The organism is Enterobacter cloacae complex sp. SYL003 (assembly GCF_049236925.1).
GTDB classification, from domain to species: Bacteria; Pseudomonadota; Gammaproteobacteria; order Enterobacterales; family Enterobacteriaceae; genus Enterobacter; species Enterobacter intestinihominis.
Window position 1 is genome coordinate 110,006 of record NZ_JBMKJK010000012.1, and the last position, 20,088, is coordinate 130,093.

The following is a 20,088-nucleotide window of genomic DNA, read 5'->3' on the forward strand; positions in this document are numbered from 1 at the left end:
TTTAATCCTTATCCTAGAAACGAACCAGCGCGGAACCCCAGGTGAACCCACCACCAAAGGCTTCAAGCAAGACCAGTTGGCCCCGTTTAATTCGTCCATCGCGTACCGCTTCGTCAAATGCGCACGGTACCGATGCCGCAGAGGTGTTGCCGTGGCGATCAAGCGTCACCACAACGTTATCCATAGACATGCCCAACTTCTTCGCCGTCGCGCTGATAATACGCAGGTTAGCCTGATGCGGTACCAGCCAGTCGAGTGCGGCGCGATCCAGATTGTTCGCTTCCAGTGTCTCATCAACAATGTGAGCGAGTTCGGTCACGGCCACCTTGAACACTTCATTACCCGCCATTGTCAGGTAAATCGAACTGTCCGGATTAACGCGATCGGCGTTAGGCAGCGTTAACAGCTCGCCGTAGCGACCGTCAGCGTGCAGGTGCGTGGAGATGATGCCTGGTTCTTCGGACTGCCCCAGCAGCACCGCGCCCGCGCCATCGCCAAAAATAATGATTGTGCCGCGATCGGTTGGATCGCAGGTACGCGCCAGCACATCAGCACCGATCACCAGCGCATATTTTACGGCACCCGATTTAACATACTGATCGGCGATGCTCAGCGCATAGGTGAAACCCGCGCACGCCGCTGCAACATCAAATGCCGGGCAGCCTTTGATGCCGAGCATGTTCTGCACCTGGCACGCTGCGCTTGGGAAGGCATGCGTGGCAGATGTTGTCGCCACCACAATAAGCCCGATCTGTTCTTTATCAATGCCAGCCATCTCAAGCGCTCGCTGAGCGGCTTCGTAGCCCATGGTGGACACAGTTTCGTCTGGCGCGGCGATACGACGTTCACGGATACCTGTGCGCGTGACAATCCACTCGTCAGACGTATCTACCATTTTTTCAAGATCGGCGTTGGTACGCACTTGTTTTGGCAGGTAGCTGCCGGTACCTAAAATCTTCGTATACATGTACGCTCAGTCACTTTTAGCTAATACAGATCCCAGGCGAGCGGCAATCCTCTGAGGGACTTGTCGCTGCACCGCCTGCACTGCCTGTTCAATCGCGACGGTAAATGCTCGCTGATTGGCGGCGCCATGACTCTTAATCACGATGCCGCGCAATCCTAACAGACAGGCGCCATTATACTGGTCGGGGTTGAGGTGACTGAATCGCCGCGTCAGGCTTTTTTGTAACCAACGCTTTAATAAAATCAGCCACCAGGACCTTTTTTTACCTTCTCCCTGCGATTTCAGCAGAGAAAGGAACATTCGTACGACCCCTTCCATGGTCTTCAACGTCACGTTTCCGGTGAAGCCATCACACACTAATACATCCGTTTTGCCCGTCAGCAACTCATTGGCTTCGAGATAACCAATATAGTTGATGGAGGGAACCTGTTTGAGTATTTCCGCAGCGTCGCGGATACTGTCCAGGCCTTTGGTCTCTTCTTCACCAATATTCAATAACGCAACGCGGGGATTGGTAATCCCGACCACGTCTTCTGCCAGCACCGACCCCATCACGGCAAACTGAGCCAGCATTGTACTATCACAATCTACGTTAGCGCCCAGATCGAGCACCACCGTTTTGCCCTTCTGCTGATGCGGTAACACCGTCACCAGCGCCGGACGCTCAATGCCCTCAATCGGCTTGAGCAATAATTTCGACAGCCCCATCAGCGCGCCAGTATTTCCCGCGCTGACGCAAGCCTGCGCTCGCCCTTCTTTCACCAGCTCCAGCGCCATGCGCATAGAGCTGCCGCGGCTATTACGAATAGCCTGCGATGGCCGGGCATCACTGGCAATAACTGACTGCGCAGGAATAATCTGCAGACGCGAACGTTGTTCAAAGTCAGCTTTTGCAAGTAATGGCGTGATTGTGTCGGGATTACCGACTAAAAGAAGTGTGAGTTGCGAATTAGAATTCAGTGCCTGCAATGCTGCAGGCACTGTCACGGTAGGGCCAAAATCTCCCCCCATGACATCTAACGCCAGGGTTAGACGTGTCAAGGTATCGTCGCAGCCTGGTTCGGTAAACTCCCCGTTTTCACGGGGAAGTTCCTCACTAAGCCTAATCACGCTGACGCGTGATTACTTAGTGATAACCTTGCGGCCGCGGTAGAAACCGTCAGCGGTGATGTGGTGACGCAGGTGTTTCTCACCAGAAGTCTTGTCTACAGACAGGCTGGTAACTGCGGTCAGCGCGTCATGGGAACGACGCATGCCACGTTTGGAACGGGTTGGTTTATTCTGTTGTACGGCCATGGACCTTACTCCTCAATTACTTACGCTTTAAGCTGGCTAATACGGCAAATGGATTTGGTTTTTGCGCTTCATCAGGCAGTTCCCCAAAGACCATGTCCGCCTCGGACACTTCACAGTGTTCAGAATCATGCACCGGAACGACTGGCAGGGAGAGGATGACTTCATCTTCAACCAGCGCCAGAAGATCGATTTCACCGAATTCGTTAACCTCAATCGGTTCATACGCTTCCGGGAGTGCTTCAGCCTGTTCGTCAGAACGAACCGGACTGAAACAATACGTTGTGTGAACATGCTGTACAAACGGTTTCCCGCAGCGCTGACATTCGAGCGTTACCGTCACCTTTGCATCACCGGTTAAAACGGCGAGGCGCTGGTTGTCGATAGCGAACGACATGGAGCACTCTACATCACTGTCCACACTGACTACAGATTCGGCAATACGCTCAGCCTGATCGGAAGAATAGATTCCTTCGTAATCGAGGCGTTTTTGAGCCGTACGAACCGGATCAAGAGTCAGGGGTAATTTTACCTTTTGCATAGGGCGCGCATATTAACTTTGTAACGTCATAGAGTCAAAGAAAAAGGCAACCAGAGCTGCCTTTTGCCAATTATTCGCACACATTGCGGCCTGTAGTTTAAAATGGCTGGCATCGATACGCTATATCTGGTGATAAAAATATGCCAAATCTCGTCCTTGCTTCCACTTCACCTTATCGCCGAATGCTGCTGGAAAAGCTCGGGATCCCGTTTGAATGCGCCGCGCCGGAGGTGGATGAAACGCCACAGCCGGGCGAGTCACCGCGTCATCTGGTGACCCGTCTCGCGAAAGAGAAAGCACAGTCGCTGGCCGTACGTTACCCCGCTCATCTGATTATAGGCTCCGATCAGGTTTGTGTGCTGGGCGGCGAAATCACCGGTAAACCGCATACGGAAGAAAACGCCTGCCAGCAGCTTTTGCGTGCGCGAGGCAGTATCGTGACCTTTTATACCGGCCTGGCGCTTTATAATTCGGCCTCCGGTCATCTGCAAACCGAGTGCGAGCCATTTGATGTGCACTTCCGTCATCTCAGCGAGGAGGAGATTATGGATTACGTGCGTCGGGAACGTCCTCTGAACTGCGCAGGGAGTTTCAAAAGTGAAGGACTGGGAATTGCACTGTTCGACAAGCTGGACGGGCGGGATCCCAACACGCTGGTGGGGTTGCCGCTGATTGCGCTCTGCCAGATGTTAAGGCGAGAAGAGTGTAATCCGCTGACGATGTGATTTTTGCCCAGCAGCGCTTCGCTTGTATGGGCCTACGGGTTTCGTAGGCCGGGTAAGCGCAGCGCCACCCGGCACATAATCAGCCGCGCAGAACTTTCAGGCAGCGTTTCAACTGATCATCCAGCGGCGCTTCAATACGGATAACTTCACCGGTATTAGGATGGGTAAACTTCAGCGCTGCCGCATGCAGGAACAGACGCGACAGCCCCGTACCCGCCAACTGCTTATCAAACTCGCGATCGCCATAGCGATCGTCGAACGCAATCGGATGGCCTGCAAACTGGGTATGGACGCGAATCTGGTGAGTACGCCCCGTCACCGGACTACAGCGCACCAGCGTGGCGAATTCGTAGCGCTCTTCTACTTTAAATCGCGTCTCAGACGGTTTCCCTTCCTGATTAACACGAACAATGCGCTCACCGCTTTGCAGAATATTTTTCAGCAGCGGCGCCTGCACCACTTTCACGTGGGACTGCCACTGGCCGCGCACCAGCGCCAGATAATCTTTCTGCATCCCTTTTTCGCGCAGCTGTTCATGCAGGGAACGCAGTGCAGAACGTTTTTTCGCCACCAGCAGCACGCCTGAGGTATCACGGTCAAGACGGTGAACCAGTTCGAGGAAACGCGCTTCCGGGCGCAGCGCACGTAAACCTTCGATCACGCCGAAGCTCAGACCGCTCCCCCCGTGTACCGCCGTTCCGGACGGTTTATTCAGCACCAGAATGTGGTCGTCCTCATAAAGGATAACGTCACTCAGGGCCGCGACTTTTTGCAGCTTCGGAGAAACGACCTCTTCTTCACGCTCTGCAACACGTACCGGTGGAATGCGGACTTCATCGCCCGCCTCGAGCTTGTACTCGGGCTTCACACGTTTTTTGTTCACCCGCACCTCACCCTTACGCAAGATGCGATAAATCATACTTTTTGGCACACCCTTCAATTGGGTGCGCAAAAAATTATCGATACGTTGCCCCGCCTCGTCGTCGGCGATGGCAACCATTTTTACGGCTGGAGTCTCTGTTTTCATGGTTGGCGATTCTAAATAGCGTCTGACATTAGCGCCACTCATTTTTCTATGCTTATATTTACTTTTATCCGGACCACTCCCCTTTCGCGCAATCGATTTGGTGGTTATTAAACCAATCACCCCGTTGAAGTGAAGAAACTGTGAGTAACCGGGTGATAATTGGTAAAAGTCATCTTGCTATAACCCGGCGAGCAGTGGAATAATGAATCCGTTTTCCGCGTTAAATCCGGGTTTTGTAAGGATGTCGACGGAATGACCAATTTTGTCTGACCGATCATCCACGCAGCAATGGCGTAAGACGTATTGATCTTTCAGGCAGTTAGCGGGCTGCGGGTTGCAGTACTTCCCGGTATAAGGATTGTTCTCTGGAGAGTTTTCCCAGGCAATTCCCCTGATAATTGCGCTGTGTTTCCCTATGAAATACAGGCAACCGACACTCTGCGCCTCTTAAGCGAGCGACAACCGTGAGGTTGGCGACGTGAATAGACACGAGGCCATCGGTTCATACCCCGGAAAGCGTCACCTTGCCCGCAGCTTTGTCGTCAATGTAAGAATAACGAGTAAGTTACGATGAAAAGAATGTTAATCAACGCAACTCAGCAAGAAGAGTTGCGTGTCGCCCTTGTGGATGGGCAGCGCCTGTACGATCTGGATATCGAAAGTCCTGGACACGAACAGAAAAAAGCGAACATTTACAAAGGCAAAATCACCCGCATTGAACCAAGCCTTGAAGCTGCATTTGTCGATTACGGTGCTGAGCGTCACGGTTTCCTTCCTCTCAAAGAAATCGCCCGCGAATATTTTCCTGCAAACTACAACTCCCATGGCCGTCCGAACATCAAAGATGTTCTGCGTGAAGGTCAGGAAGTTATCGTCCAGATCGATAAAGAAGAGCGTGGCAACAAAGGCGCCGCGCTGACCACCTTTATCAGTCTGGCAGGAAGCTATCTGGTATTGATGCCAAACAACCCGCGTGCGGGTGGCATCTCTCGCCGTATCGAAGGCGATGACCGTACCGAGCTGAAAGAAGCACTGGCAAGTCTTGAACTGCCAGACGGCATGGGCCTTATCGTGCGCACCGCAGGCGTTGGCAAATCTGCCGAAGCGTTGCAGTGGGACCTGAGCTTCCGCCTGAAACACTGGGAAGCCATCAAGAAAGCGGCAGAAAGCCGTGCTGCGCCGTTCCTGATCCACCAGGAAAGCAACGTCATCGTGCGTGCCTTCCGTGATTATCTGCGTCAGGACATCGGTGAAATTCTGATTGATAACCCGAAAGTGCTTGAGCTGGCTCGCCAGCACATCGCCGCACTGGGTCGCCCGGATTTCACCAGCAAAATTAAACTGTACACCGGTGAAATCCCGCTGTTCAGCCATTATCAGATTGAATCCCAGATCGAGTCTGCCTTCCAGCGTGAAGTGCGTCTGCCGTCCGGCGGTTCTATCGTTATCGATACCACCGAAGCGTTGACCGCCATCGACATCAACTCCGCGCGTGCAACCCGCGGCGGCGACATCGAAGAGACCGCCTTCAACACCAACCTTGAAGCCGCTGATGAAATCGCCCGCCAGCTCCGCCTGCGCGACCTGGGTGGTCTGATCGTTATCGACTTCATCGACATGACCCCGGTTCGCCACCAGCGTGCGGTTGAAAACCGTCTGCGTGAAGCGGTGCGCCAGGATCGCGCGCGTATCCAGATCAGCCATATTTCTCGCTTTGGCCTGCTGGAGATGTCCCGTCAGCGCCTCAGCCCGTCTCTGGGTGAGTCCAGCCATCACGTCTGCCCGCGCTGTTCCGGTACAGGTACCGTGCGTGACAATGAATCTCTCTCCCTCTCTATTCTGCGTCTGATTGAAGAAGAAGCGCTGAAAGAGAACACCAAAGAGGTTCACGCTATTGTTCCAGTGCCGATTGCCTCCTACCTGCTGAACGAAAAACGTGCAGCGGTGAGCGCAATCGAAGCGCGTCAGGGCGGCGTTCGCTGCATCATCGTGCCAAACGACGAGATGCAAACCCCGCACTATCACGTGCTGCGCGTGCGCAAAGGCGAAGAGACAAGCACCCTCAGCTACCTGCTGCCGAAGCTGCATGAAGAAGAAATGGCGCTGCCGTCTGATGAAGAGCCTGCCGAGCGTAAACTGCCTGAGCAGCCAGCTTTAGCGACCTTCATCATGCCGGAAGCACCGCCAGAAGCGACGCTGGAAAAACCAGCGGAAAAACCTGCTGTGCAGAAAGTGGCTCCTGCCGCGCCAAAAGCACAGCCTGAGCAGCCTGGTCTCCTGAGCCGCATCATCGGTGCGCTGAAAAAAATGTTTGCCGCCGAAGAAGTTCAGCCTGAGGAGCCGAAAGAAGCGCCAAAAGAAGCGAAACCAGAGCGTCAGCAGGACCGTCGTAAGCGTCAGAACAACCGTCGCGACCGCAACGACCGTGGCGATCGTAATGAGCGCCGTGATAATCGTTCCGATAACAACGAAGGCCGTGAACAGCGCGAGGACAACCGTCGCAACCGTCGCGAGAAGCAACAGCAGAACGTTGAAGATCGTGAGATTCGCCAGCAGGCGGGCGATGAGTCCGAGAAGAGCAAACAGCGTGACGAGCAGCAGCCTCGCCGCGAGCGTAACCGTCGTCGTAACGATGACAAACGCCAGGCTCAGCAGGAAGTCAAAAACCTGAATCGCGAAGCGCCTGTAGAACAGCAGGACACTGAGCAGGAAGAGCGTACTCAGGTTATGCCGCGTCGTAAGCAGCGCCAGCTGACCCAGAAAGTACGTATGGGTGTTGTTCAGGCCGAAGAAAACGACGTTATCGCGGTTGAAGCGGCTGAAAGCACAACGGGTACTCAGGTTGCGAAAGTTGACCTGCCAGCCGTAGTGGAAAATCAGGTTGAGCAGGACGAAAGCAGCGAAAACCGTGATAACGCAGGTATGCCGCGTCGCTCCCGCCGTTCTCCACGCCATCTGCGCGTGAGCGGTCAGCGTCGCCGTCGTTATCGTGACGAGCGTTACCCGACCCAGTCTCCAATGCCAATGACCGTGGCGTGCGCGTCACCTGAGATGGCATCCGGTAAAGTCTGGATCCGTTATCCGGTTGCACGTCCGGAGCAGGCTGTTGAAGAACAGGCTGTGACCGAAGAGGTGATTGCACCAGTCGTCGCGGTGGAAGACGTCGTGACTGAAGCGGCAACCGTGGTCGAACCGCAGGTTGTTGAAACAGCGCCGCCGCAGGCTGTGGAAGTGGAAACGACCCATCCTGAAGTGATTGCTGCGCCGGTTGATGCCGCACCGCAGATCATTCCCGAAGAAGATACCGTGGTGGCTGAAGAAGTCGCGGAAGACGCTAAGCCTGTATCCACAGCAGAAGAGCCCGCAGACGTTGCCGTCGAAACGGTGACGGAAGAGGTTGTTCAGGACGTCGAGATTCAGGTTGAACCTGTTGTCGAAGAGGTCAAAGCGCCAGAAGTGAAATCTGAGCCGGTTGAGATCGTTGAAGCTGTAGCGCCTGCTCACATTGCTACCGCGCCAATGACTCGTGCCCCGGCACCTGAGTACGTGCCTGAAGCACCACGCCATAGTGACTGGGTTCGTCCGGAATTCAACTTCGAAGGTAAAGGTGCTGCCGGTGGTCACAGTGCGACGCACATGGCTACTGCCCCAGCTACTCGTCCTCAGCCTGTTGAATAACGCACGCTAAGACTGAAAGCCGACCTTCGGGTCGGCTTTTTTATGGCTGTTGCAGGGGCTTTCTCATACCGGTGACCTCCGGCATTATCTGCCGCATCAGCTCCAGAAAACGCCGCAAGCGCGCCGGATAATAGCGTGACCAGGGATAAACCAGATGTACCGGTAGCGCTGCTGGCTGCCACTCTGGCAGTAAATGCACCAGTCGCCCTTCCCGAATATCATCCTGTACCGTCCAGCTGGATACCACCGCCACGCCTAGCCCGGTGAGTGCCGTATTGCGCGCTACATACAGGCTGTCGGTACTCAGGCGTGGCGTAATGGTAACTCTCGCCGGGGTGGGTGTTGCCTCGTGGAAGAGCTCCACATGGCGTTGATAAAAAGAGCTGATGGCAATCCAGGGGAGATGTTGCAGATCGTCCGGCGTGTTAACCGCGGGAAAACGGGCCAGGAGTGCCGGTGACGCTACCACCGAGCGCGGCACTTCAGCCAGTAGCACAGACACGGTTGCCGGATCGACTTCCACGCCCACCCGAATAGCACAGTCAAGGTTGTCGCCGAGGAAATCAACCGAGCGATCGTTAAGCATCCACTCAACAGAAAGCTGGGGATAGCGCTGCAAAAATTGGGTTAACGGTTTTAGTAGCTGATCTTGGCCAAACGCGTGAGGCGCGCGCACCCTCAGCACCCCGACCGGTTCATCTTCCGTCTGCCCCACCTCGTCTTCCAGCGCCAGCCAGCTGTCAATTACCCGTCGGGCATGCTGATAGCAACGTTCACCGTCATCGGTAAGCCGTGTGGTATGGGTTGTGCGCAGCATCAGGCGCACGCCCAGCATGGTTTCAAGTGACTGCAACCGTCGGCTCACCGTGGCCTGGGTTGTTGCCAGCTGACGTGCCGCCGCAGAAAGGGACCCCGCCTCCACAATGCGAACAAAGGTTCGCATCAGTTCTACACGATCTATACGCTCAGTCCGTTTCATATCATTTGCACCTATACGCTACACGTATAAGCGTTTTACCACCGCGCCCGCTACCGTCGCAAGGCGTACTGATAAAAAATAGCCGCACACGACGAATGAGGAACATCTTATGAACACAACCACCACCCGGGCCGTAAGCCGCTGGGTATTCTTAATGCTGGCGCTCGGTGCGGGCTTCAGCGTGGCATCCATCTATTATGCCCAGCCTCTGCTGCCGCTGATGGGCTCAGACCTGCACCTGAGCATCGAAGGCATGGGCATGGTCCCGACGCTCACCCAGGCGGGTTATGCCTTAGGTATCCTGTTTCTGCTCCCGCTCGGCGATCGTTATGACCGCAGAACGTTGATCCTGATAAAAAGTGCAGCTCTGGCGGTGTTCCTGCTGGGTTGTAGCCTGACCGGACAACTTCATTCCCTGCTGCTCACCAGCCTGCTGATTGGCATGGCCGCCACCATGGCGCAGGATATTGTCCCGGCCGCAGCGATTCTCGCGCCGGAAGGCAAACAGGGAAAAACAGTCGGCACGGTGATGACCGGCCTGCTGCTGGGGATTTTGCTCTCCAGAACCGTGAGCGGCGTGGTGGGTGAAGCCTTTGGCTGGCGAGTGATGTATCAGCTGGCCGCCGCAAGCATTGCCTTTATCGGCGTGGTGATGTGGGCCGTACTTCCCCGCTTCGCCGTTCATTCCACGCTGAGCTACCCGGCACTGATGCGCTCCATGGAACACCTCTGGCGTCGCTACCCGGCGCTGCGTCGGGCTGCGCTGGCTCAGGGTTTTCTGTCGATTGCCTTTAGTGCATTCTGGTCGACGCTGGCGGTCATGCTGCTGGAACGGTATCACCTTGGCAGCGCCGTGGCGGGTGGTTTTGGTATTGCCGGAGCCGCAGGCGCGCTGGCCGCACCGCTGGCAGGCGGTCTGGCCGATAAGCTGGGCGCCGGTAAAGTGACCCAACTGGGTGCCGCGCTGGTGACCCTCTCGTTTGCCCTGATGTTCCTGATGCCAGCCCTGGGTGTACACGGCCAGTTGCTCCTGATTGCCCTCTCCGCGGTCGGTTTCGATCTCGGTTTGCAGTCCAGCCTCGTGGCGCACCAGAACCTGGTCTACAGCCTTGAGCCGCAGGCCCGTGGGCGCCTTAACGCCCTGCTGTTTACCGTCATTTTCATCGGAATGGCGCTGGGTTCGGCATTAGGCAGCAATATCTATACGCTGGCAGGCTGGACGGGCGTGGTAGCACTGGCAACCCTGTGTGGTGCCATTGCGCTGGCTATCAGAGTGATTGAAAGCGCCCGGGTGGTGTCCGCTCAGGCAGAAAGTGTGTAAAAAAAATGCCCAACCCGGACGGGTTGGGCAGTCAAAACATGCCCAGTTTCAAGACATGTCAAACAGGTCAGAGTCTTATCTGTTCATCTGGAACAAAGACATACCCTGCATATCGCTAAAGGCTTTATACGAGGCCTGCAAAGCCGCCTGCTGCATGGTGTAGGAAGAAATCACCGAGTTCCAGTCCACGTCAACCAGGTCGCTCATCTGCTGAGTCTGGCCCAGCGCGCGGTCTTCACCCAGAGAATCCAGCTTGCCCAGCTCGTCCAGCTTGATGCCGAGGTCGGCGCGCACGGTCAACACGTTGTTGAGGGAGTTGCTCAGGCCACGGTTGGCTTTATCAATAGCCGCCGTAAATGCTTCAGCCTTCGTTTCGTCATCGCCAATCGGCTTATTCAGCGCTTCAATTGCGGAGTCGAGGATCTTGAACAAATTCGTTTCCGGCGTACTACCATCTGGCTCTGGCTTCGCATTGCTGGTGAAGCTATCGAAAACTTCAGTGCCCGTATGGCTGATTTGCATCGTGCGCGCAGAGTCAACCTGCTGGCTGATTGGCGTTCCGCCGCCCTTATAATCACCCGTAGCCTGGTCGAAAGCCGCCGCTTCGGTTTTGTAACCGGAAAAAATATAGCGACCGTTACCGTCCGTGCTGTTAGCCAGGTTCATGAGCTGATCGCGAATACCTTGCAGGTTCGTTGCCAGCGAAGCGCGGTCATCGTCACTTAACGTACCGTTGCCTGCATTGACAATCTTTTCCTGAGCAGCCTGGATAGCGGTTGTCACTTGCGATAACACGTTTTCTTCCAGCGAGACTTTCGTCGTAGCGAAGGAGCGCGCCAGCGCATACTGGCTGTTTTGCGTTTGGGCCTGAGAGAGCACAACGGCCTGCGAAGCGGCAATAGGATCGTCAGACGGACGGTTGATACGCTTCCCCGTAGACATCTGCTCGCCGTAGCTGAGCCAGAGACTTTGGGAGTTCGTCACGCCGCGCATGCTTTGCTCATACATCATTTGAGTACTAATACGCATTTTTTATGCCTCAGCCTTAGCGGATATTGATCAATGCATCAAACAGCGTGCTCGCCGTTTGCAGCACCTGCGCATTCGCCAGATAGTACTGCTGATAGCGTTGCAGGTTGCCATACTCTTCATCCAGGTTAACCCCGGAGATTGACTGCTGTTGTTTGGTCAGCTGCGTAACAACGTTAACTTTGGTTTCGCTGCTGGTTTTCAGCGACGCCGTGGTGCTGCCCACCGTACTGACCAGCGCGGCATAAGCATCGTTAAAGGTTTTGTTTCCCCCCACCAGCTTGGCGCTCTGCAAATCCAGCAGCTTTTGGCCATTGGTATTGTCGCTTTCGCCGCTTCCTTTCGCGGAAGCCATCGCCAGTTTGGATTCGTCGCTGATCGCAACGTCCATATTCACGATAACGTCATTCACCGGCTTCACGATAAAGTTGTCTTTATTATTGGCCGAGCCGCTAATGTTGACGTTGAGGCCATCAAACGACAGATTACCGCTGGTATCCGGCATAGCCGTGAAGCTGGTGTTGTCTGACAGACGGGTGATGGTCCAGTCAGTACCGTTATACTCAACTTTGTAGTTTGTCGCCTGGACCTTGGTACTGTCCGTCATCGTTGCCGTCACGGACGCGCTTCCGGTGTTCTTACCGTTACTCAGCACTGCCGGGGAGCCAAAATCAAACAGCTTGCCGCCTGCGTCCCCGTTGGCATCAAAGCCCGCCTGGTGCTGGGTATTCATGGCATCCGCAAACGCCAGCGCCATCTGGTTAAGCGTATTTCGCGCCTGATCCAGGTCCTGAGAACGGAACGTTAACAGCCCCCCAAGCGACCCCGTGGTGATCTGTTTTTCCGAGATCTCCACGTTGCCCGCTGCGGCATCCACATACGCAATCGTTGTACGTGCAGGGTCCGCGCTGGATTTCACCGCAGCCAGCTGGCTGGCGTTGCTGCCCTGTACCAGGGTGTAGCCGTTGGCGATAGAGATGTTATAGGTGCCGCTGTCCTGCACGGTCACGTCCACACCGACAATCTTGTTCAGCTCACTCACCAGCTGATCGCGCTGATCGAGCAGTTCGTTCGGGGATGCGCCCGCCCCTACGCCAGTCAGCCGGGAAATCTGATCGTTAAGGTTAGCAATCTGCTTCGCGTAGTTATTGATCTGATCGACGCTGGTAGAAATCGCCGTATTGACCTGCGAATCCTGATCGCGGAGATATTGATCGTTAGTTTTGAACTGGTTTACCAGACCATCCGCCTTCCCGAGTACCGTCTGGCGTGCTGCCGGATCTTCTGCGTTACTCACCAGAGTTTGCAGGCTTTTAAAGAAATCCTGGAGGTTGGCAGAAAGCGAGTTCGTGGTATCCGACAGCACGTCGTCAATTTTCGACATCTGCTGGTAGCGCGTGGTCAGGCCGCTGCTCTGGTTCTGCGCCGCGCGCAGCTGGTTGGTAATAAACGCATCATATTCACGCTGAACGCCGGAGACATAGACCCCGTTACCCACCCAGCCGCCGCCGGTCAGGGTGCTGTTTGATGCGCCCAGAATGGTAGTCTGGCGGGTATAACCTGCCACGTTGTAGCTTGAAATATTATTACTGACGGTATTGAGTGCCGACTGCGCAGCACTGAGGCCACTCATGGCGCTGTTAATCAAACTGGACATGGGGGTTCCTTTTATACGTTCAGACACGAGTCCTGATGAAGGTTATCGGCAACCTCCACCGGGACTTGAGAACTTTCAGAACAGATTTTCGAGATCTGTGCTATACGCTTTGCTGACCTTCTCAGACATGGATTTCAGCTGCTGGATCATGCTGGTCAGCTTGCGTGCATAGTTTGGATCGGTCGCATAGCCGGCATTCTGCAATGCCTGAGCGCCCTGCTCTGGCGTGGTGGCCTGGGTCACGGCGGTGTAGCGCGGATTCCGGCTCAACAGCCCGACATAATCCGACAACGCTTCCAGATACGAGCTGTAGACGCGGAATTTGGCTTTCACCTTCACTGCCGCACCGTTCTCATATTCGGTGGTGGTAATTTCCGTGGTCGGCCCCTTCCAGCTGGAAGTGGCCTTCACGCCAAAGATGTTGAAGCTCGGCTCGCCGTTCTCCCTGCGGATCTGGCGTTGCCCCCAGCCCGACTCCAGCGCCGCCTGCGCCAGAATCAGATGGTGTGGCACGCCGCTTTCTTCACTGGCAAGACGCGCCGGCAGGGAGAGCTGCGCCAGGAAGTCTTTGCTGTCGCCGGAGAGCGGCTCGTCACGCGCTTCTGTCGGCTTCGGCATCGCCTTACGCACCATCTGGGTCAGCGCCTGATTTTGATAACTGGTCACCTTTTCCAGATCAAACTTCAGCGGCACCTGCGGCGGAGCCTCTTCAGGTGGCAGCCCCTGAGCTGCTGCGGTCTGTTTCACAATCATGTCTGCCAGGCCGAGCCCCTTTCCGGCGGTCATTTGCTGGGCAATCTGCTGATCGTACATGCTGGTGTAAAGCCGTGTGGAATCGCTGCTGAACATGCCATCTTTCGGCAGGGTTTCACGCATGCTTTTCAACATCATCTGCACGAACATGCCTTCCACCTGACGGGCAACCGGGCGGATATTCGCCGCCGGATCCTTGCCCGCTTTGGTTTTCAGCTCGTTGAGCGACTGGGCATCCCAGGCGGCACTGGTCAACAGTTTGCTATCGGTCAGCATTTAGATGATTTCCAGTTTAGCGCGCAGGCAGCCTGCACTTTGCATGGATTGCAGAATGGACATCAGATCCATTGGCGTTGCACCCAGCGCGTTCAGGGCACGCACCACGCTGTTCAGGTTGGCGCTGGAGCGCACGCTCTGCAACGATCCGCCGCTCTGTCGTAAATCAATCTGCGTTTGCGGGGTCACTACCGTCTGACCGCCACCAAACGGGGTATCCGGCTGGCTGACGTTGGCCGAGCGGTTAACCGTGACGGAGAGATTGCCCTGCGCCACGGCGCAGCTGTCCAGCGTCACTTCGCGGTTCATCACCACCGATCCGGTACGGGAGTTGATAATGACTTTTGCATCCTGCACCGACACGTTCACTTCCATATTCTGGATATCGGCCAGCATCCGCACCTGGTTGCTGCTACCGGTTGACGTGCGGATCTGCACGGTGCGGGCATCCAGCGCGGTGGCGCTGCCGTAACCCCGGCTGCGGTTGATGGTGTCAGCAATCTGCTGCGCCATCGTGAAGTCTTCGTTATTCAGTTGCAGGTTAATGGTGTTGCCGGTGCCGAACTGGGTCGGCAGCTCACGTTCGATGATCGCGCCGTTGGTAATACGTCCCCCGTTCAGCTGGTTCACCTGCACGCTGCTGCCGCCCGCCGACGCGCCTGCCCCGCCAACCAGAATGTTGCCCTGCGCCAGAGCATACACCTGGCTGTCGACGCCTTTCAGCGGCGTCATCAACAACGTACCGCCGCGCAGGCTTTTGGCGTTACCCATCGACGAGACAACCACGTCGATGGTTTGCCCCTGACGCGCAAAGGCCGGATAAGACGCGGTCACCATCACCGCCGCCACGTTTTTCAGCTGCATGTTGGTCCCCGCCGGTACGGTAATACCGAGCTGAGAGAGCATGTTGTTAAGGCTCTGGGTGGTGAACGGCGTCTGGGTCGTCTGGTCACCCGTCCCATCCAGCCCCACCACCAGGCCGTAGCCAATCAGGGAGTTTTCGCGCACGCCCTGCACGCTGGTGAGATCGCGAATGCGATCGGCCTGCGCAACGGTAGCGACCAGCGACAGCGCCACGGCGAAGAGAAATTTATACATAGGTCACCTCGCTTACATCGGCGATAAGTTAAGGAAGAAGCGTTGCAGCCAGCCCATATTTTGCGCTTCGTTGATGTAGCCGTTGCCGACGTACTCAATGCGCGCATCCGCCACCTGTGTGGACGGTACGGTGTTGGTGCCGCTGATAGTGCGAGGGTTAACCACACCGGAGAAGCGAATGAATTCCGTACCCTGGTTAATGGCGATCTGTTTTTCGCCCACCACGTGCAGATTGCCGTTCACCAGAACCTGGTCAACCGTTACCGTCAGCGTTCCGCTGAAGGTATTGCTGGCGTTCGCGCCACCTTTACCGTTAAAGGTGTTGCCGCCGGAGGCTTCCACATCCGCACGGGCGTTGCCGAACAGCCCTTGCAGATAGCGCGGTACGGTGTCGAAGCCAAAATTGGTTTTGCCGTCGCGGCTGGCATTCGCCGACGAGCTCTTGCTCGCGCTGACGTTTTCCTGCAACACAATGGTCAGCGTATCGCCGACGTTACGCGGACGACGGTCTTCAAACAGCGGCTGATAACCGTAGTTAATCGGCTGCGCGGTCTGGAAAATAGAGCCGTTCACCACCGGCGAGGGGCCGGGAACGGGTTGGGCGGTAGTCGCACCCTGTACCAATGGTTTAGACGGGATCCAGGCACACCCGCTGAGGGTGACAGCCAGAACAGTCAGGATCGGATAACGAAACGCCGCGTTTTTTTGCATTGCCTTCATCTTCGAAAACAGGGAGCCGGTGCGACGTTTACCGCACCGGGCTACACCTTAGAGTTGCGTCAGTTTTTGCAGCATCTGGTCGGTCGTCGACACTGCTTTACTGTTAATTTCATAGGCGCGCTGGACCTGGATCATATTCACCAGCTCTTCCGCCACGTTAACGTTCGAGGTTTCCACATACCCCTGGTACAGCAGCCCCGCACCGTTCAGGCCGGGGGTACTTTCATTTGGCGTGCCGGAAGACTGCGTTTCGGTGTAGAGGTTCTCACCGATGCTTTCCAGTCCGGTATCGTTCATGAAGGTCGTCAGGTTGAGCTGACCAACCTGGACCGGCGCGGCCTGACCTTGCTGAGTGACGCTGACGATACCGTCACGGCCAATGGTGATGCTCAGCGCGTTCGCCGGGATGGTGATCGCAGGCTGAACCTGGAAGCCGCCCGCCGTCACCAGCTGACCATTCTGATCCACCTGGAACGAACCATCGCGGGTATAGGCGGAGGTCCCGTCAGGCAGTTGCACCTGGAAGAAACCCTGACCTTTGATGGCAACGTCTTTGCTGTTGTTGGTCTGGGACAGGTTGCCCTGGCTGTGCAGACGCTCGGTGGCGACAGGGCGTACGCCGGTACCAATTTGCAGACCGGACGGCAGCGTGGTTTGCTCAGAAGACTGCGCCCCTGGCTGACGAATCGTTTGATAAAGCAAATCTTCGAAAACCGCACGCTGGCGCTTGAAACCATTGGTGCTGACGTTTGCCAGGTTGTTGGCAATTACATCCATATTGGTTTGCTGTGCGTCCAGACCGGTTTTCGCGATCCATAAAGAACTGATCATAGGGAGTCCTGTTAACTCATAGCCAGAAGTTGGTTAGCCTTGCCTGCGTTTTCATCGACGCTGCTGATGATTTTCATCTGCATTTCGAAGCGGCGGGCGCTGGCGATCATGTCGGTCATGGCTTCCACCGGTTTGACGTTACTGCCTTCCAGCACGCCGGACATCACGCGGATGGTCGGGTCGGCCTGTAACGTGGCGCCACGCGTGGCCTGCGCCGCCTGGGTCAGACGGAACATCCCGTCATCGCCACGCTGCACTTCGTTGCCTTCGGCTTTCACCAGCTTCAGACGACCGACAGGCGCAACGGTGTTCGCCGGGTCGCCCGGATTCAACGCCGAGATCGTCCCGTCTGCCGCAATGGTCAGCTCTGACCCTTCCGGCACCGTCAGCGGACCGGCTTCGCCCATCACCGGATGCCCCTGAATCGTCAACTGTCCGGTGGCGCTCACCTGAATGTTACCGTTGCGGGTATACCCTTCTGCGCCGTCAGCCGTTTGCACCGCCAGCCAGCCGTCCTGCTGAAGGGCAACGTCCAGCGGACGCGCGGTGTAATCCATCTGGCCTGGCGTCATGTCGGCGCCCGGCGTGGAGGCGGTGACCAGCGTACGCGTGGGCAATGACAGCCCTTCTACCGGCACCGCACGCAGTGCGTTGAGCTGTGCACGAAAACCAGGCGTGGAGGCGTTCGCCAGGTTGCTGGCGGTAACAGCCTGCTGATTGAGCGTCTGGCTTGCAGCCCCCATCGCTGTATATATTGCGTGATCCATTGCGCTTTCCCGTCAGCCGCTTAACGCAGGTTAACCAGCGTGTTGAGGATCTGATCCTGGGTTTTGATGGTCTGCGCGTTGGACTGGTAGTTACGTTGCGCGACAATCATGTTCACCAGCTCTTTACTCAGATCGACGTTGGAGGCTTCCAGCGCGCCGTTGGTCAGCGTGCCGAAGTTACCGGAACCCGCGGTACCCAGCAGAGCAACACCGGAAGACTGCGTGGCAGACCAGACGTTATCCCCTTCGGACTTCAGGCCTTCGTTGTTGGCAAAGTTTGCCAGCACGATCTGGCCCAGCACCTGGGTCTGTTCGTTGGAGTAGTTACCGACAACGGTGCCGTCATCGTTGATCTGGTAGCTCACCAGGTCGCCCGGCTTATAGCCGTTCTGGCTCGTCGCCACGATGTTGTTCGCACCGGTGTTCTGTTGCATGGAGCTCTGGAAGCTCAGAGAGAACTCGGCAGGCTCCGCACCGCTAATGATGCCAGTAGTAATGTTGATAGCTGGGGTGGCGTTTGGCGTAGCGCTTATCACGCCAGCAGCGTCGTAGTTATAAACACCCGCCAGGTTACCGTTACTGTCGAAGCTCATCTGTGCCGCTTTTTTTGCAGGAGAACCCGCTACGCTGCCATCCTGGGTATACACATCCCATTTGTTGTCAGTTGTTTTGACATAGAACAGGTTCATGTTGTGCGCATTACCCTGGCTGTCAAACACCGTCACGGTGCCTTTCTTGTTGTAAGAGTCAGGGTTGGACGGATCGAAGGCGACGGTTGGCGCGGTATCGGTGGAGTTCAGGTTGATCTGCTGAGAGGCCGTGGTGGTGGACTTCGCCGCCATCAGCGTCGTTGGGATGGTGATCGCCTGCGGATTCGCACCGGTTTGCACCGTCGGCGGCGTGCCGGCAACCGGATAACCGGTTAACTGTAGCCCCTGCATGTTCACCAGGTTACGGTTTTCATCCAGCTTAAACTGGCCGTTGCGGCTGTAGAACACGGAACCGTTGGCATCCACCATACGGAAGAAACCGTTCTGGCTGATAGCGACATCCAGACCGCGACCGGTGTTGGTGGTCGTCCCGTCGGTGAAGTCCTGGGTGATACCCGCAACCTTCACGCCCAGGCCCACTTTAGAGCCTGCAAACATATCTGCAAAAGATGCAGAACCGGATTTAAAACCATAGGTCGCGGAGTTGGCGATGTTGTTGCCAATGACGTCCAGGTTGGTGGCCGCAGCATTCAGGCCGCTGACCGCTTGAGAAAAGGCCATGACTTACTCCTGATAAGTATGAAGGCTTAGATAATCTGCCGAACTTCGTCGAGTGTGGTGGTACCGGAGGTACCCAAATCCAGTTTGTTGCCATCGCTACCTTTGATGACGCCCTGAACCAGGGCAAACTGTAGCGGCTGAGCCACCAGCTGCGTGGTGCCGTTGCTGGCGCTAATCGCAACCTGATACGAGCCGTTAGGCGCTTTAGTGCCGTCGGTCAGGCTGCCATCCCAGGTAAAGGTATGAACGCCCGCTTTAAGCTCGCCAATCTCAATCGTGCGCACCACGTTGCCGCTAGCGTCTTTGATGGTGGCGGTGACTTTGTCGGCCGGTTGCTGCAACTCAACGCCAAACGGCGTCGTGGTGGTGGTGGACGTGCCATCGGTGGTGCTGGTGCCCGCCAGAATCGTGGTCCCCGGGATCATCACCCCGTGACCGATCAGGTTGGCGGCCTGCAAGGACTGGCTGTTATCGATTTGACCGGAGACCGAGCCGAGCGTGGTGTTCAGTTTCTCAATGCCGCTGACGGTACTGATCTGCGCAAGCTGCGTGGTCAGTTCGTTATTCTGCATCGGATTGGTCGGGTCCTGATTTTTCAGCTGTGCCACCAGCAGGGTCAGAAAGCTGCTCTGTAAATCGGAGGCATTGCTCCCGGTGAGAGAGCTGGAACCGGTTGCACTACTGGTGCTGTTGACGCCGGTATTTGTCGGGTCATTCACGTTTACGGCGATGGACATGCGTGTCTCCTTTACTGGCCGAGAGTGAGTGTTTTGAGCATCATGCTCTTCACGGTATTAAGCACTTCGACGTTTGCCTGGTAGCTGCGTGACGCGGACATGGAGTTCACCATCTCCCCGACCACATCCACGTTCGGCATTTTCACGTAGCCGCTGGCATCCGCGAGCGGGTTGCCTGGCTCGTAAACCAGCTTGTCGGGCGCCTGGCTCTCAACCACGTCCGCCACTTTCACGCCGCCCGTTGCCGCACCCGGTGCAGCATCAACCTGGAAGACGACCTGTTTAGCGCGATACGGTTGTCCGTCAGGTCCTGTCACGCTGTCGGCGTTGGCCAGGTTACTGGCTGCCACGTTCAGTCGTTTGGACTGCGCCGTTAATGCCGAACCGGCGATATCAAAAATATTCAGCAAGGCCATTT

The 20,088-nt window shown here is 56.2% G+C and carries 19 protein-coding genes; 3 read left to right on the forward strand and 16 right to left on the reverse strand.

From position 1 onward, the window contains the following. Positions 1-13: 13 nt before the first annotated feature. The 4 genes from ACOT1A_RS16310 to yceD form a co-directional block, all read right to left on the reverse strand. Positions 14-967: a beta-ketoacyl-ACP synthase III gene (locus ACOT1A_RS16310; protein ID WP_003857960.1), complete on the reverse strand. Its 954-nt coding sequence runs from the start codon at positions 965-967 to the stop codon at positions 14-16. 6 nt (positions 968-973) lie between these two features. Then, positions 974-2,008: a phosphate acyltransferase PlsX gene (gene plsX / locus ACOT1A_RS16315; RefSeq protein ID WP_152811225.1), complete on the reverse strand. Its 1,035-nt coding sequence runs from the start codon at positions 2,006-2,008 to the stop codon at positions 974-976. Between the two features lie 81 nt (positions 2,009-2,089). After that, the gene (gene rpmF, locus ACOT1A_RS16320) at positions 2,090-2,263 is read right to left on the reverse strand and encodes a 50S ribosomal protein L32 (protein ID WP_003857964.1); all 174 of its coding nucleotides are present in this window, start codon (positions 2,261-2,263) and stop codon (positions 2,090-2,092) included. Between the two features lie 16 nt (positions 2,264-2,279). Further along, a complete protein-coding gene (yceD, locus tag ACOT1A_RS16325; protein ID WP_003857966.1) occupies positions 2,280-2,801 on the reverse strand; it encodes a 23S rRNA accumulation protein YceD in 522 nt (173 codons plus the stop codon). 140 nt (positions 2,802-2,941) lie between these two features. On the opposite strand from yceD, the gene ACOT1A_RS16330 reads away from it, so the two are divergent. Further along, positions 2,942-3,526 carry a Maf family protein gene (locus ACOT1A_RS16330; protein ID WP_032624478.1) on the forward strand — a complete coding sequence of 195 codons (585 nt, stop codon included), beginning with the start codon at positions 2,942-2,944 and terminating at the stop codon, positions 3,524-3,526. Between the two features lie 79 nt (positions 3,527-3,605). Here ACOT1A_RS16330 and rluC read toward each other — a convergent pair whose 3' ends face one another. Then, on the reverse strand, positions 3,606-4,553 hold the full coding sequence (gene rluC / locus ACOT1A_RS16335) for a 23S rRNA pseudouridine(955/2504/2580) synthase RluC (RefSeq protein WP_041907418.1): 948 nt from the start codon (positions 4,551-4,553) through the stop codon (positions 3,606-3,608). Between the two features lie 570 nt (positions 4,554-5,123). Here rluC and rne point away from each other — a divergent pair. Then, the gene (gene rne / locus ACOT1A_RS16340; protein ID WP_276170108.1) at positions 5,124-8,231 is read left to right on the forward strand and encodes a ribonuclease E; all 3,108 of its coding nucleotides are present in this window, start codon (positions 5,124-5,126) and stop codon (positions 8,229-8,231) included. 40 nt (positions 8,232-8,271) lie between these two features. On the opposite strand, the gene ACOT1A_RS16345 is transcribed toward rne, so the two are convergent. Continuing rightward, on the reverse strand, positions 8,272-9,210 hold the full coding sequence (locus tag ACOT1A_RS16345; protein WP_022647733.1) for a LysR family transcriptional regulator: 939 nt from the start codon (positions 9,208-9,210) through the stop codon (positions 8,272-8,274). A 109-nt stretch (positions 9,211-9,319) separates the two neighbouring features. On the opposite strand from ACOT1A_RS16345, the gene ACOT1A_RS16350 reads away from it, so the two are divergent. After that, complete coding sequence (locus ACOT1A_RS16350; protein ID WP_276170109.1) at positions 9,320-10,531, forward strand: MFS transporter; 1,212 nt, start codon at positions 9,320-9,322, stop codon at positions 10,529-10,531. 75 nt (positions 10,532-10,606) lie between these two features. On the opposite strand, the gene flgL is transcribed toward ACOT1A_RS16350, so the two are convergent. The 10 genes from flgL to flgC all read right to left on the reverse strand — a co-directional run bounded on the left by flgL (position 10,607) and on the right by flgC (position 20,086). Then, positions 10,607-11,560 carry a flagellar hook-associated protein FlgL gene (gene flgL, locus ACOT1A_RS16355; protein WP_022647731.1) on the reverse strand — a complete coding sequence of 318 codons (954 nt, stop codon included), beginning with the start codon at positions 11,558-11,560 and terminating at the stop codon, positions 10,607-10,609. Between the two features lie 16 nt (positions 11,561-11,576). Further along, a complete protein-coding gene (gene flgK / locus ACOT1A_RS16360; protein ID WP_276170110.1) occupies positions 11,577-13,217 on the reverse strand; it encodes a flagellar hook-associated protein FlgK in 1,641 nt (546 codons plus the stop codon). A gap of 75 nt (positions 13,218-13,292) precedes the next feature. Further along, entirely contained in the window at positions 13,293-14,246 is a 954-nt protein-coding gene (gene flgJ / locus ACOT1A_RS16365) for a flagellar assembly peptidoglycan hydrolase FlgJ (protein ID WP_023305862.1), read from the reverse strand. Further along, the gene (locus ACOT1A_RS16370; protein WP_022647728.1) at positions 14,247-15,344 is read right to left on the reverse strand and encodes a flagellar basal body P-ring protein FlgI; all 1,098 of its coding nucleotides are present in this window, start codon (positions 15,342-15,344) and stop codon (positions 14,247-14,249) included. Positions 15,345-15,356: 12 nt separating this feature from the next. Beyond that, positions 15,357-16,055 (reverse strand): flagellar basal body L-ring protein FlgH, encoded by a 699-nt coding sequence (flgH, locus tag ACOT1A_RS16375; RefSeq protein ID WP_023299788.1) that lies wholly within the window; start codon positions 16,053-16,055, stop codon positions 15,357-15,359. Between the two features lie 57 nt (positions 16,056-16,112). Beyond that, positions 16,113-16,895 carry a flagellar basal-body rod protein FlgG gene (gene flgG / locus ACOT1A_RS16380; RefSeq protein WP_000625853.1) on the reverse strand — a complete coding sequence of 261 codons (783 nt, stop codon included), beginning with the start codon at positions 16,893-16,895 and terminating at the stop codon, positions 16,113-16,115. An 11-nt stretch (positions 16,896-16,906) separates the two neighbouring features. Further along, the gene (locus ACOT1A_RS16385) at positions 16,907-17,662 is read right to left on the reverse strand and encodes a flagellar basal body rod protein FlgF (RefSeq protein WP_022647727.1); all 756 of its coding nucleotides are present in this window, start codon (positions 17,660-17,662) and stop codon (positions 16,907-16,909) included. A gap of 20 nt (positions 17,663-17,682) precedes the next feature. Next, the gene (gene flgE, locus ACOT1A_RS16390) at positions 17,683-18,933 is read right to left on the reverse strand and encodes a flagellar hook protein FlgE (protein ID WP_276170111.1); all 1,251 of its coding nucleotides are present in this window, start codon (positions 18,931-18,933) and stop codon (positions 17,683-17,685) included. A gap of 26 nt (positions 18,934-18,959) precedes the next feature. Continuing rightward, positions 18,960-19,670: a flagellar hook assembly protein FlgD gene (gene flgD / locus ACOT1A_RS16395; RefSeq protein WP_003857994.1), complete on the reverse strand. Its 711-nt coding sequence runs from the start codon at positions 19,668-19,670 to the stop codon at positions 18,960-18,962. Positions 19,671-19,681: 11 nt separating this feature from the next. Next, a complete protein-coding gene (flgC, locus tag ACOT1A_RS16400; protein WP_003857997.1) occupies positions 19,682-20,086 on the reverse strand; it encodes a flagellar basal body rod protein FlgC in 405 nt (134 codons plus the stop codon). Positions 20,087-20,088: the final 2 nt, after the last annotated feature.